We start from the raw sequence: 14221 nt of genomic DNA, 5'->3' as shown, positions 1-14221 counted from the left end.
CTGATTCAGCGTTGCAGTCTATATTTTTTATTTGGCTTAATCCATAGAAATGGCTCAACCAATATCGATATACCGCTTTGAGGTTCAAACTGAGCATGCAGCTTCGGCATTGAGCTCCTAGTTCTCCACAACTCCGCCCAATCTACAACCTCCAAAAGACAGTTCTTGAACAATTAAGAGTTCATGTCTGTCAAAAGGTAGCGTTGCCAAAGACAGGTTAAATCGATTGGGTGCCCTTCATGCTGCTGGATGGATTGAGAGTACCATCGGGCATAATTGCATCTTTGAGAATGCATTTGCTGAAGTCAGCCCCTTTTACCAAAGCGCCAGCCAGGTTGGCATTGGTCAGGTTGGCACGGCTAAAGTCTACTCCGCTGAGATCGGCTCCTTGTAGGCGTGCACCAACTAGAACGGCGCTCCAGGCGATCGCCCCACTAAGATTGGCCCCGCTGAGGTCGGCACGGGTAAGGTCAGCAGCACTCATATCAGCCCCCCGTAGAGAGGCAGCATTGAGCTTGCTGTGGCGCATTTGACTGCGGCATAGCATGGCTCCATCGAGGGTAGCCCCACCAAACAATGAATGGCTGAGGTTGGCCTGGTGCAAGTCGGCTCCTACCAATACGGCCCCTGTAAGATTGGCATCATCAATTAGGGCTCCGGTTAGGTTCGCTCCGCTCAAGTTAGCAGCAATGAGCTGAGCCCGACTGAGCTTTGCAAGGCACAAGTTGGCACGGCACAGGCTAGAACGAGTGAGGTTGGCCTGATTTAGCTCGGCTTCAAACAGGTTGACGCGATCCAGCACAACTTGCATGAGGCGAGCGTTGTTAAGGATTGCTTTGGCAAATTGGGTTTCGCCGGCGGTCAATCGGCTCAAAAGAGCATCAACCGTGGTGACAACCCCAGCGGGAACGAGAGCATTTTGCTGGGATAGCGGCGCAGAGGAAGCACTAAAAGTTGAAAAATTGTGAGTGCTGCCGTAAGACATTGTCACTGGCTCCTGATGATTCGATTGTCTTCACCATACTGGAGACAGGCGATCGCCCTCATCCTGTAACTGGGTCATCTCAATGGATGATTGTGCAGAGTTACAGGGGATGCAGGTTGTCGTTTAGCGTTCAAGCTTGCGGCTCTTTGCCAGCTTGGGTAATGTTCTAGACATGTGGATGTGTGTGGTAGAAGGGCGGTGAAGCCGCCCTTCTACCACACACATCCAAAACTGTGAAACGCAACCCAGCTTAGTTAAAAGTCGTCTTGGGAGTCGGGTTCATCTAGCTGAGTGGTAGGACGGCGATCGCCCGGTAGAAGAACCGCAGTTCCCACCATGCCCACAGCAGCACTAAAGCCTAACAGCACCCCTACTGGAATGTTAACCGTTTGAACGGTGAGAAATCGCAGGGAAACGGGCCTCGCATTTTGGACAGACACGAGGGCGATCGCACTAACCCAGGTTGCAACAATAAGGGAAGTCAGAAGCCTGATCATAAATTCGGTCGGGTTAATCGGCAGAAATTTCCTGGGTTTGCTTTCCAGCGTCACTGGCGATCGCCGCAGAGTTTTCGGTGGCGTCGCCCATCGCGTCTGCAACCCCAGTGGCGGGTACGGGCTCATCCAGTTCGTTTCGCTTGGAAAAGCCCCACGTAAACAGAATGGCGATCGCGCTAATCATAATCCACTCGGGAGGCACAAACTCGGGCTGAACAACGCGCAGCAACAGCCGCAAGCCCACCAGCCCCACCGTGACATATCCCGCATCTTCGAGATGGGTGTACTCCTTGAGCCAGCGAATAAACAGACCCGCCATCAGCCGTAGGGTAATAATGCCAATCGTGCCACCTGTCAAAATTAGCCATAGCTCATCTGATAGAGCGATTGCCGTGGTGACACTATCTAACGAAAATGCCAGATCGGTAAATGCAATGACCGGAATCGACTGCCACAACGAGGTAAACCGAGGCCCATGGTGGTGGCCTTCGCCATCATTGGAGTCGTCAGAGGTAAAATACTTAAACACCAGCCATAGCAAATAGAACGCGCCTGCTAGTTCAAATTGCCAGTACTTGATCACCCAGGTTGCTGTCACAATCAGCAGCATCCGCAGCAAAAAGGCCACCAGCAATCCCAGGTTTAACGCTTGCTGCTGTTGTTTTGGGGTTTCTAGCCCGCGGGCAATCGCTGCAAGGGCGATCGCATTATCCGCCGACAGCACGGCCTCAAGTGCAATCAACACCAGTAGCAACAACAGCGTATCAACCCCAAGATTGGGTGACCAATCTAGTAATGCATCTAACATGAATCGCCCAGCAAACAGTTGAAAGTGGCATGCAAGCCGCTTTTGTATCAAGCACTTGCAAAATCCTCTCACTCACTTTAACGTGTAATGCTTGTACATGACCCTCGATTGCTCCACAGCATTCCATCGTGGTTGGGGTATGGGTTGCGGCAGGATAGAGATAGAACCTGCGCTAAGCATGACTCAACCGCTGGAACCAAGCTGGTGTGCAGAGCGATCGCAACTCCCTTTTGGCATTGCATCTCTCTGGTTATGACTGGGTTTCTACAGCTTCTCCCTTTCTACAGTTTCTCCAAGCAGCTCCCAACCGCCTAACTGCTATCTCTACATCTTTAATATGGCCTCATTTTCTTCTTTGCTGGCTCAGTTTCGGGCTCAATATCCCGGTGGTTCGCTGGTGTCAGAGCTATCTACCGTACACAATCAGCTGTTTGTGGTGCGAGCCATGGTGCAATTTGGCGGCGTAACGCTGGCTAGTGGCCTCGCCGCAGAAGCCTCTATAGAAGCGGCAGAAGACCACGCTAAAACCCGCGCCCTAGAAGCATTCGGGCTGCATCTGCCTTCCACCCCCACATCGGCTCCTACGGCATCTACGGGCACATCACTGGTCGCAACACCGCTATGGACTCCAGCCCAACCAGCCCCGGCAATTGCCCCTCTCTCTCCACCACCCGCTCCTGAGATGGATGTCAAGCTAGGTGCAACTCGGGTTCCGGTGGAGGTGTCGTTGCCGCCTTTGCCTCACTCATCGGCGATCGCCCCCTTACCAGAACCTCTACCAGAATCCCTGCCAGAGCCAGGGCCAGAGCCAGAGCCAGAGCCCCAAGCCTCCAGCGTTGAATTAACGGCTGACCCCAGTTGGGATGAGCCACTACCCGAGCCCCCTCCCGAACTGGATGATGGGCCAGACTTCCCCGATGAGGAAGATGCACCGATTGTGGCCGACTTCTACAGCCACATTGCCGCTAGCAGTGAGCTGGATGAGTCAGAGCCAGTGGAGGATTTGTCGGCGATCGCCAGCTTAAAGCGAGCCAGCGATTTGCTCCCGGAAGGCACAGCCAACAGCGAAGCCCCAGCAGCCAAAAAGCCCCGGCGCAAGTCCACTGAGTTGGCAAATTCGGCTCCTCTGCCATCCCCTGTGTCAGAGCCCATCGTTGCCGACAGCTTTTCCCCCGCAACGGTTGATTTGTCTAACATCATTGCCGAAACGAGCGTCGAGCTAAAGCGGCTAGGATGGAGCAACAGTCGAGGCCGCGAACACCTGAAGCAAACCTACGGCAAGCGATCGCGCCAGGAACTCAACGAAGCCGAACTCATCGAGTTTTTGGATTATTTGAAGGCGCAACCCTCGCCCGGTGGCTCGCCAATTTAGCACGCTGGCCTGATTGGGAGGTTATCAGAGCTAGCCAACCAGCATCTTGAGTGCGCTGATTGGATCGAGAACTAATTGGATGGTTGTGGATTAAGCCAGTTGGTACATGCCTGCGCGGGTTAGGCGAATTTGCGCGAGGGTGAACACCACCGGAATCACACGGGCGTAGTTTGTGGCGATCGCTCGCCAGCCCAAATCCACAAATAGCCACATCCACAGGGCAGGGCCAACCACCGCAAACACCGATCGCACGGCACCGTATCGAGCAGCACTCACGGCCATGCTGCGCTGCGCTGTTTGCAAGGCAACCTGACTGGCGATCGCCCCCGTTTGTACGGCTTGTCTGGCAACCTGATACTTCGCCGCATGCAGCATAAACTGTCTGGCCATTTGTTGCAGCAGCCAGGGCCGCACTAGCGAGTTAATCGCAACAACACTGCCCCCCTTAAGCAATAGGGCTGCTGGGTCAGTTTGAAACGAGGGGGGCAACTGCTTGGCCAGTTCCGACTGGGAAACAGCCCGCTGTAGCTCTCCGCTAAAGGTTTGCTGCTCGCGAGGCGATAGCTTGCACCAAGCGCGATGCAGCATGTGCAGAAAAATTTCGGCCTCAATGTCGGGCGTGGATAGGCTTTGGGAATAGGGAATTTTGAGGTATCGGCAAACCTGAATCAGCACGTGGCGATAGCTGATTTCGGCGGACTTGCCCCGCAGCACGGTCATGCCATCGGCGGCTAAAAAGCGGAAGCGATCTTCTAAGGCGTCAATCCAGTCGTCGCGGTCTTGGCTTTGCACATCCAAAGGATCGGGAGTACACACGTAATCGAGCGGATTTAACTTACGACGAAACAGTATTTCGGTTAGTAACTCTAGTTCGTCATAGGTCGCGAGTTCCAACGCCGCTCTTAGCTCGTCCACGTTTCAATCCCTCCGTTTTTTATCGCCTAACTGCTTAAAAATCCCTTGAGCACCCTGTGATATCAGTTCGCTATGGGGCAATTTTTAACAAATCAAATCAAAACAAATTATGAAAGCAGTCTACTGCAAAGCCTCCCTATTGATAGCAATTCTTTGGGCAAATCGACACGAGATTTTTCTGCGGCACCAATCCTTGTCGCGCCAATTGCACCGAACGATGGGCGATCGCCGCCATTACTCTCACGAAAAATTTATAGGAATTACGCACTTCATATGAAAACCAGGGGGTTGAATGATTTTTCGGACGCTAAGTGCCCCAAAAATCATTCAACTGCATAAGCCCTGGCTCATTCAACGTCTCTGCACCATAGCAGCTGAACCAACAGGTGCAGCCGTTGATTAAGCCTTCTGCACGAATGGCTGTTTAAAGCATAAATTGTTGCGCATTGGAGCCGCGCAACAATTTATACATGAGGACTATTGCATCAACAAACTTCCTCAATAAAAACCTCAATAAAAAAGAGTAGAGAAGCCTCCATGGTGTTGGGTTTCTCTACTCCGTGGGGATGATGAGTGTGAAAAATATGGAAACGGCTGATGCCAATTCGGAAGCCAATTCGATGGATACCATTCAACCTGAATTAGGCTCTACAAGAGCGTATCTCAGGTGGCAAACCTATGCGGCGATCGCACTGGTTGAAGATTGGCGCTGAAGATTGATACAGTTCGCGTACCAATCACATGTCGTTGTTGAATAGACAACCATAGAATGACGACAAATTAAGATTAGCGATAATCCTGAGATTGAATTTCGCGAATCCGAGACTCAGTCCGCTTGAACCGATCAAGCTGCGATTCAAAAAACTGACGGTTAGCGAGCAAATGTTGCGGATTTGGATCATCTAGGGGATACAGAAGCGCCGTTCGCAAGGCCTGGATCACGGCGGAGGTAACGCAATACATCGACCGCTGGAATGTCACAGCTAGCTGCACCAGCATGTCATCTTCACCCCGGCAGTACTGTTGGTAGTACTCTTCCAGGTAAGGCGGCAAGAAGCGCAGCATATCTTGAGCTAGCAGCGTGGGCGGAATCCCCGCCGTGCCGACAGGAAATTTATCTGCATACAGCACCCCATAGTGAAAATCCTTTTGATCTTCGGGCACTTGCTTGGCCTGAGCATTGTAAGACTTGGTGCCTCGGAAGGGAGCGGTGCGGTAAAACACAGCTTCCACATAGGGCAGAGCAGCCTCGTATAGCCAGGTAAAGCCCTTGGATTTGGGAATCAGCTCAAAACACTCGTCGCCAACGTATACATGGTGATAAATGGGCCGTCCGGCGATCGCAAAAATGCCATTCACCAGGAAATTCATGGCCTCGGGAACGCTGGTAAGTTTGCCCTCATCGTACAGATCCGACATCTCGAAGAAGACCGGAGCCATCACTTCCCAGAACAAGCCCAGGTTGGCGTAGTAGGAGGATTGGCGGCACTGCTCGTAGAACATATCAGGGAACAGTTTGTACATTCCCAGCATGACCGGATTGCGCTTGAAGTAGGCCCGAATAGCGCGATCGCAGTTTTGCTTGTACTCGTCAGTATCCAAAAAGGCATCGAACTTACCGTAGCCCATATCCCGACCGTGCCACAGCATGGCGCGCATGCACTCCTCGGCAAACTCCATGTTGATGCGATCGTGATACCAGTGGTGCAGCAATCGCGGCAGTTTGCGCTTCAGTTCGCCCTTTTCCATAAATTCCACCAGCTCGGGATGGGCCGAGGCCCCGCCTCGCCAAATCCGCAGGTCGGCGGTGTCCCCAGCATAGTGGTTGGGCAGATCCATGTACTCCTTTGGAATGAAGTACTTGAAGAAGGGCAGCGGCTGCAGAAAAACGCGCTCACCAATGTAGAGCAGATCCCGCCAGTAAAAGTCCATGGGCACCGCATACGCCTTGTAGATGCCAATGATCTGCATCAGGTTTTCGGGCGTGTCGGGCAGCATTGCACCGCCCGCCTCTAGCCGATGAATGATGTGGGCAAACTCATGAGTGGAAGGCGGCAACTTTTCCGCAGCCATGGAGGCTGGGCGATCGCTCGTGGAAAGTGGGGTCATGAAGGTGGTCATGGGGATTCTCCAGGCGTTGCTTAGGTTTACGGTTGGGTTGGAGTATTGAGTTGGGCGATCGCAGGTTCTGGCATGACAAACGGCTTGAGTGCAGGAGCCGATGCGGGTACGATATCAGCCGTTGTTTCCATCGAAGGCACCGCCGCCACCATCACCTTGGTTGTGGATTCACTCCAACGCACGAGCCAGGTGGGTTGCAGGCCCAAGAAAAGAACAATACCGGCCAACACCAGAGCTGGAGCCTTTTCAGCCACCGAAACATTGGGATAGTAAGCCGTTTTGTTATCGAGCTTGCCAAAGCAGGTGCGGTTGAGCAGGATCACAAAGTACACCGCCGTTAAGCCGGTTCCTACCACGGCTAGCAGCGTTTGCACCGGAAACACCGCATAGCTACCCTGAAAGATCAAGAACTCCGCCACAAACCCAGCCAGCCCAGGAATGCCAGCACTGGCCATGGCACCTACTACCAGCAGCGAACTCACCGCAGGAAGGCCCCGTACCGGGTTCATTAAGCCATTGAGCACATCCAAATCACGAGTGCCCACCTTCTCTTCGATCAAACCCACCAGGTTGAACAAAATCGCCAGAATCAATCCATGGGCCACCATTTGAGAGACCGCTCCCACCATGGCCAACGGAGTCAAAGCAGCCCCACCCAAAAGGATGTACCCCATATGGCCGATGGAGCTGTAGGCCACCATGCGCTTGATATCCTTTTGAGCGATCGCCCCCAATGCGCCATACATAATGCTAATTGCCGCCCAAATGGCCAGCCAGGGAGCCAGTTTGCCCCACGCATCGGGAAATAGGCCCAAACCAAACCGAAAAATGCCATAGGCTCCCAACTTTGCAAGCAGTCCACCCAACAGAATTGTGACTGGAGCGGAGGCTTCTACATAGGTATCCGGTAGCCAAGTGTGAAACGGCACCAGGGGAATTTTGATACCAAACCCCACCAGCAGCAGTCCCAGCAGCACGAGTTGCAGGCTCATGGGCAGCGCTTGGCCCAACAGCGCTTCGTACCCAAAGGTCGATGCACCTGACAACCAAACCAATCCCAGAAATGCAACCAGCACCAACGCACCCGAAACGGCAGTGTAAATCAGAAACTTCGTTGCCGCGTAGCTGCGCTTGGCTCCTCCCCAAATCGAAATCAGCAGGTAAAACGGAATCAGCTCCAGTTCATAGAACAAGAAGAACAGCAGCAGGTTCTGCGCCAAAAACGCTCCGGCAATGCCACCGCTAGCCAACAGCACCAGGGAATAAAACATTCGTGGCCGTTCTAACGTGGCGCTACTGCTAAAAATGGCAATCAGCGTCAGCAAACCATTCAGCACCAGCAGCGAAATCGACAGGCCATCAGCCCCAAGCTGATAGTTCAAACCCAGCCATTCCAGCCACGGCATGTTTTCTTCAAACTGGAAGCCAGGATTGGTGAGATCAAACTGGGCAATGAGCCAGAGCGACAGTACGAAGGAAATGGTGCTGGCGATCGCCGCCATACTGCGCACTTGCTTGGCCGAAAACTGGCTGGGTACCAGTGCGATCGCCCCCGCCGCCGCAATTGGAATCCATATGAGCAAACTCAGCATCACAAACCCCACTTAGATGAACAGACGATGAATAGACAAGGAATCCAAATCAGGACTGCTGTTTTCATACAGACATGGTTTAGACCTGTCACGGTTTAGGCCTATCACGGTTTAGAACTGTGACCAGCCGAGCGTGACCGCAAACACTACCACGCCCACAACAATGGTCAAAAAGTAGAATTGTCCCTTGCCTGAGTTGCTGTACTTCAACGTTTCGCCACTAAAAATGGATGCAAGCCCAACAAAGTTCACCAAGCCGTCTACAATGTAGCGATCGCACCAGTCGGTAAACCGCGAGATGATATCCACACTGCCCACCACGCTAGAGCGGTACAGGTTGGGGGTGTAAAAGTCGTAGGCAAACAGATCTTGCAGCCCTTTCCAGGGAAGCTGAATCGGCTTGGAAATGAAGTTACCGATATAGACCACCGCTCCCAGACTCAGGCCAAAGATACTAGACCACGTGAGCAATAAAGCCAGGTCGGTATTGAGGCTGGCCCACTCTGGCAGCAACGACAAGCGTTGCAGGGCAATGGGCAAGTGCAGCACCAACGCGGCTCCAAAGGTCATGGGTAAGGTAATAGGCCACAAATTTTCGGGCGATCGCACCGTCATCTGCTTGGTAGAACCTGCAAACACCAAACCAAACACCCGCACTACGGCAAAGGCCGCCAAGGCATTGATTACCAACAGCACGCCCACTAGCACCGGGTGAGAACTCCACATACCATCGGCCAGCATCAGCATGGACCAAAATCCACCTAAGGGAGGCAAGCCAATCAGACCCAATGCGCCAGCGACAAAGGATAAGCCCGTAACCGGACGACGGCTCCACAACCCGCCAAGCTGGGTCAAATCCTGGGTAACGTTATTCAGCACGATGGACCCGCTAGACATGACCAATGCCGCCATGGCGATCGCATGGGTAAGCACAATCCACAAAGCCGCCGTAGTATTGCCTGTACCAACGGCAATGAACGTTAAGCCCATGTAAGCGCTGACAAGATAGGAAAGCGATCGCTTGATATCAATTTGCGCAATGGAGATGAGCGTACCGCCAAGAGCCGTAACCGAACCAATGGCGATCGCCACCGTCATTGCCGTGGGCGACAGCGCCAACACAGGCTCCAATTTCACCAGAACCCAAGCCCCGGTTGCCACCACAACCGAATTTCGCAGAACCGTACTGGGAAGAGGCCCTTCCATAGCCTCATCCAGCCACAAATGCAATGGAAACTGAGCGCATTTGCCCATTGGCCCAGCCAGCAGCGCCAGCGCCACCAGCGTCATCAATGTGGGATTGACATCTGCAGTAGCAGCCCACTCCGTAAGCTTGACAAAGTCCCACGTCCCCGCCAAGGGATACAGAGCCAATACCCCCATCAATAGGAATAAGTCGCCCACTCGCTTCGTCAAAAACGCATCTCGAGCGCCAGTCACCACAAGAGACTGGTTCAGCCAAAAACCCACCAGTAGATAGGTTCCCAAGGTCAAAATTTCGAGAATAACGTAAGCAAAAAACAGCGAGTCGCAAAGCACCAACCCGCACATACCTGCTTCAAAGAAGGCCAGCAGTGAATAGAAGCGTGCCCAGCCCCAATCTGCCTCCAAATACCCAACGGCATAGACCTGTGCCAACAAATTCAATCCGGTCACCAGCACCATAGCACCTACGGTCAGTGCCGATATCTCAATGGGAATCGACAGATCCAACCCCGCCACCTGAAGCCAAGGCACCGTTTGGTGTAGAGCTGGCTGATGCCACAGTGCAACCAGCGCCAGCAAGGAGTGAATGAAGGCGGTGAGCGTGGTCACGATATTGACATACCCAGCAGGCCGAGGCCCCGTACGCCGAGTAATGGATGGAAACCACAGAGCCGACAGCAGCATCCCAATCAACGGGTAGATTGGAACCAGCCAGGCCGTTTGGACAAAAAGTGGAGGCATGGACGAACATCCTTAACGAATGATAGTGACATCAAAGCAACAGCAAGCCTCGAACCCGTTTCAGACCGAAACTAGAGACTGCCACACCGCCCTGAGGCCAGAACAGCGCAGGGCAACGGATGAATGGGGTTTTCTGACTGCAGCTTCTCGAGCAAGCATAGACGCTGACTCACAACAGAAGCCCTGGTGAAATCGCAGCAGAAAAAAAAGATAGATAAACAGACTCAGCAATCATTTATTGCCTGGAGCCATGCATTGAATCCATAGAAGTGTTCTACAGCTTCAATAAACTTGATAGCTTTCAATCTATCTGTTCACGTATCATAATCGATAAAAATCGATGGCACTAGGGTATTAAATTTGCTTTTTCTTATCGTTTGGCTTGATTTTGTCTATCAATAAGTATCTATGCTTACTGTTTTAGAAGTTGCGTAGTTGGGTGATTTGTGTAAGGCCAATTTACAACTCACCATTCAGAAGATCCATCCAAACCACCTCCAAAATATAAGGATAGGCCTTTCGCGCTTCAGACGAAAAACCAGGGGGTTAATGATTTTTGAGCGGTTAGCGCTCAAAAATCCATTCGACTGCGTAAGTCCTGAGCAACCCAGATCCTGTACATTGTGCGTGGGTTATGTGGAGTAGAGATGGCAGTTGCATTCTCAATGGTGGAGTGCTCAGGTTACCTGGGGTCACGCTAGATTAGGAGTACGGGCGATCGCACTAGGTTTTGTGTGGGTCCCTGTTGCCTGAGGGAATGACTCCTGAGGGGGTGACGGCTGTTGTGTTAGTTGTTTTTGTGGGTGTCGCTGCCTGTGCCCGAACTGCCCGAAGTTGAAACTGTACGTCTGGGATTAAACCAAGTCACGTTAAACCAAGTGATTGAAGGCGGCGATGTGCTGCTAGAACGGACGGTGGCTTATCCAGACTCGGCGATCGCATTTTTGGCCGAGCTACAGGGTCGAGCGATCAGCCAGTGGCATCGCCGCGGCAAATATTTACTGGCCGAGCTACAGGAAGGGTCAGCATCCACTCATGCAGACGCTGAGACCAAGCCGGAATTTACGCGATTGGGGCCTTCGGCAGCAGGATATTTGGGCGTGCATTTGCGGATGACCGGGCAACTGTTGTGGGTGCCCCAGTCTGATCCGTTGCAAAAACATGCACGGGTGCGCTTCTTTTTGGGCCAAGGGCAAGAGCTGCGGTTTGTAGACCAGCGCACCTTTGGTCAAATGTGGTACGTGCCGCCCGGTATCGCTCCCGAAGTGGTGATGACGGGGTTGTCACGCTTGGGTCCAGAACCGTTATCTCCTGAGTTTTCGGTACCATATTTTGCTGAAAAGTTGCGCGATCGCCAGCGGCCAATTAAAAATGCGCTGCTGGATCAGGCATTGGTAGCCGGGATTGGCAATATTTATGCAGACGAGGCGCTGTTTTTGAGCGGTCTGCGTCCGACGACCCTGTGTGCCAAGCTCAAGCCCAAGCAAATTGCCCAGTTGCACGGAGCGATTCGGCAGGTGTTGCATGCGGCGATCGCCGCTCGAGGGACAACCTTTAGCGACTTTCGAGACGTGGCTGGCATTAACGGCAACTATGGCGGCATAGCCTGGGTGTACGACCGCGAAGGCCAGCCCTGCCGCACCTGTGGCGGCGAAATTCAACGGTTAAAAATAGCAGGACGCTCGGCCCATTTTTGCCTCATTTGCCAGCGATAAGCCACCCATACAATCTCGGTTGACTGTTGGGGCATGGGGTTTTGCAATTGAGGTGTTTAACCCTGTTGCAGGGAGTGAAGACCGTTGGGTGATGGTGCTCTCTCACGCTAGACTAGTTGCGCCGTTTACTTGCCAGGTAATGTTCTAGACATGTGGATGTGTGTGGTAGAAGGGCAGCTCCACCACCCTTCTACCACACACATCCACAACTGTGAAACACAACCACTTGCCAGGACCTGCGTGAGATTTTTGGGTGATGTTGTAGCCACAAGGCTCATGAACATGGCCCAACTGCATAAGTTCTAACCTGTATCGAGCGATCGCATTTGCGGTTTTGTTGCTTCATCATGGCGTTGACCCGTGCCCCAAGGCTGCTTCGGCTGACTCTCAACTTTTGGAACAATCCTTCGCAAAGCCTAATTTGCCTCACCATTTTGGTGGTTTGCAGCCTGGTGTATGGCTTGAATGGTAAGGCCATTGGGGCACACGAAACGCTGCCTAATGCGATCGCGGCTTTGAACTGGCTTGAAACGGGTGCTTTACACTTTGATGCCCTGCGCGATTCTTACTTATACAGTGCGTCTGGTAGCACACCCGCCTTTTTGGTCGAAGCACCCAATGGTCATCTCACATCAGCCTATCCCATTGGTACAGCCATCATCAGTTTTCCAATCTATCTGGTGCTGTGGGGTGGACTGCACCTGTGGGAATTGTTGCAGTTTTTGGTGACGGACTCGGTGGAAAGTCGGTTGAATTTGCTAGATCCAGCGGCCCGTCCGTTGATAGATGCCTTTGAGAAAACGGCGGCGATCGCGATCGGGGCCTTGAGCGTCATGCTGTTTTACCTGGCTGCGCGGCTCAAGTTTTCACCCAGCGTTTCGCTGCTATCCACCTTCATTTTTGCGTTTTGCACCAATACATGGATGACAGGGTCGCAGGGATTGTGGCCTCAGGGTGCGGCCAATTTGGTAGTTCTGGCGTTAATTCTGAGCTTGCTCAAGGCCAACGTCACCGTTAAGGGGCGGCGCAAACGGTTGCTGGTGGTGGTCGGCATTTTGGCGGGACTGCTACCGGGCATTTTGCCCTCTAGTACGGGATATGCGGTGGCGGCGATCGCTTACGCCATCCTGGCCTTTCGGTGGGAGGCGCTGTGCGTGCTGTTGGGGTTGCCATCGCTTTTGCTGGCATTGGGCTGGAATTCCTACTTTTTTGGCTGGAGCATGGAGGCGGTATGGCTGGGAGCGGCAGCCCAGGAGGCAGGCCAGTTCGCGTGGCCTGGGTTGGAATCGTTTCTCACTGCTTTCGTTGGTCTTATCATTAGCCCCAGCCGAGGTCTGCTGATGTTCTCGCCAATTGTATGGCTGGCAATTCCAGGGGCATGTCTGGCCTATCAACGGCGGGCACGACGGGATGAACTGTTGCTCACGCTGATGGGCGGAGCCGCGTTGCTTCGGCTGTTGCAGTTGTGCCTCAGCTCAGACTGGACGGCAGGATGGAGCTATGGCCCTCGCCTAGTGGCCGATACAATGCCCATTTTGGGGTTGCTGGTTCCCTACACGGTGCAGTTTGGGGTGGAGCATTGGTTTCGGTTTAACCGTCGTACACAGCGATCGCTCTCGGTTGGGTTGAGTGTCCTGATAGTGCTGTCGGTGTTTCCGCAGCTCGTTGGCGCATTTGGGGCCAACAATTGGAATGGGATTCCCGTTTACGATGCGGCGCGGGTGTGGCAATGGCGCGATACCCAAGTGGGTCGCCATGCGCGGCGTGTGTACTACGAAATGACGCAAGCCATTCCCAACAAGCCGCTATATGTACAGGCGTTTGGTGGGGTTGTACTGTCGCTGCGTCAAGCCAATGGCCTGCCCTTCTACCAAAACCGAATTGTTGCGTCGCCCAACGAGCGTTTGCCACTGCGGGCTAGAGTGTACAACATTGGAGAAATTGGCTGGTTTGGCTATGAAACCGGACTGGACTGGGGTTTGGCGATCGCCAAAGGCGAGTTCTTCCTTCCCGACCAGCCTGGAGTTCCGGTTGAAAACCCACAATACCTGTATGTATCGGGCAACCATGCCCCTGGCGAAACTGCCGAAGCCATCGGCACCATCCACGTTCCCCAAGAACCCGGCACCTATCGGCTCCGCTTCATTATGGTCGTCAACGAAGCCACCGAATTTTCCAGACGGGCTATTCCTTTTAATCTAGATGTTGTGGTTCAGCCAATTCCAGTTGAATAAACTGGGCGATCGCAAAACCCTAGTAAGCTACAGTG

11 protein-coding genes are annotated in these 14221 nt (G+C 53.1%); 4 read left to right on the top strand and 7 right to left on the bottom strand.

Annotation, left to right across the window (positions count from 1 at the left end; translation table 11 throughout):
• Positions 1-217: 217 nt before the first annotated feature.
• The 3 genes from ACQ4M4_RS21350 to ACQ4M4_RS21340 form a co-directional block, all read right to left on the bottom strand.
• Positions 218-985: a pentapeptide repeat-containing protein gene (locus tag ACQ4M4_RS21350; protein WP_430686490.1), complete on the bottom strand. Its 768-nt coding sequence runs from the start codon at positions 983-985 to the stop codon at positions 218-220.
• 254 nt (positions 986-1239) lie between these two features.
• The gene (locus ACQ4M4_RS21345; protein ID WP_430686489.1) at positions 1240-1482 is read right to left on the bottom strand and encodes a DUF1049 domain-containing protein; all 243 of its coding nucleotides are present in this window, start codon (positions 1480-1482) and stop codon (positions 1240-1242) included.
• A gap of 13 nt (positions 1483-1495) precedes the next feature.
• Entirely contained in the window at positions 1496-2290 is a 795-nt protein-coding gene (locus ACQ4M4_RS21340; RefSeq protein WP_430686488.1) for a TerC family protein, read from the bottom strand.
• A gap of 337 nt (positions 2291-2627) precedes the next feature.
• Here ACQ4M4_RS21340 and ACQ4M4_RS21335 point away from each other — a divergent pair, with 337 nt between their 5' ends.
• The gene (locus ACQ4M4_RS21335) at positions 2628-3662 is read left to right on the top strand and encodes a hypothetical protein (protein WP_430686487.1); all 1035 of its coding nucleotides are present in this window, start codon (positions 2628-2630) and stop codon (positions 3660-3662) included.
• Between the two features lie 90 nt (positions 3663-3752).
• On the opposite strand, the gene ACQ4M4_RS21330 is transcribed toward ACQ4M4_RS21335, so the two are convergent.
• On the bottom strand, positions 3753-4577 hold the full coding sequence (locus ACQ4M4_RS21330; protein WP_430686486.1) for a YaaW family protein: 825 nt from the start codon (positions 4575-4577) through the stop codon (positions 3753-3755).
• Between the two features lie 566 nt (positions 4578-5143).
• On the opposite strand from ACQ4M4_RS21330, the gene ACQ4M4_RS21325 reads away from it, so the two are divergent.
• Complete coding sequence (locus tag ACQ4M4_RS21325) at positions 5144-5290, top strand: hypothetical protein (protein WP_430686485.1); 147 nt, start codon at positions 5144-5146, stop codon at positions 5288-5290.
• A gap of 73 nt (positions 5291-5363) precedes the next feature.
• Here ACQ4M4_RS21325 and ACQ4M4_RS21320 read toward each other — a convergent pair whose 3' ends face one another.
• The 3 genes from ACQ4M4_RS21320 to ACQ4M4_RS21310 form a co-directional block, all read right to left on the bottom strand.
• Positions 5364-6698, bottom strand: coding sequence for a CO2 hydration protein (locus ACQ4M4_RS21320; RefSeq protein ID WP_430686484.1), 1335 nt, complete (start codon positions 6696-6698; stop codon positions 5364-5366).
• A 26-nt stretch (positions 6699-6724) separates the two neighbouring features.
• Positions 6725-8290: an NADH-quinone oxidoreductase subunit M gene (locus tag ACQ4M4_RS21315; RefSeq protein ID WP_430686483.1), complete on the bottom strand. Its 1566-nt coding sequence runs from the start codon at positions 8288-8290 to the stop codon at positions 6725-6727.
• A gap of 111 nt (positions 8291-8401) precedes the next feature.
• Positions 8402-10237 carry an NAD(P)H-quinone oxidoreductase subunit F gene (locus ACQ4M4_RS21310; protein WP_430686482.1) on the bottom strand — a complete coding sequence of 612 codons (1836 nt, stop codon included), beginning with the start codon at positions 10235-10237 and terminating at the stop codon, positions 8402-8404.
• 803 nt (positions 10238-11040) lie between these two features.
• Between ACQ4M4_RS21310 and ACQ4M4_RS21305 the strand changes: the two genes are divergently transcribed.
• Together ACQ4M4_RS21305 and ACQ4M4_RS21300 are read left to right on the top strand one after the other, a co-directional pair.
• Complete coding sequence (locus ACQ4M4_RS21305) at positions 11041-11952, top strand: DNA-formamidopyrimidine glycosylase (RefSeq protein WP_430686481.1); 912 nt, start codon at positions 11041-11043, stop codon at positions 11950-11952.
• A gap of 347 nt (positions 11953-12299) precedes the next feature.
• Positions 12300-14186: a hypothetical protein gene (locus tag ACQ4M4_RS21300; RefSeq protein ID WP_430686480.1), complete on the top strand. Its 1887-nt coding sequence runs from the start codon at positions 12300-12302 to the stop codon at positions 14184-14186.
• Positions 14187-14221: the final 35 nt, after the last annotated feature.

Origin of the sequence: Leptolyngbya sp. AN02str, from assembly GCF_050565595.1 — a bacterium.
In the GTDB taxonomy this organism is placed as follows: domain Bacteria; phylum Cyanobacteriota; class Cyanobacteriia; order Elainellales; family Elainellaceae; genus Kaiparowitsia.
This window is presented reverse-complemented; position numbering and strand designations above follow the sequence as displayed.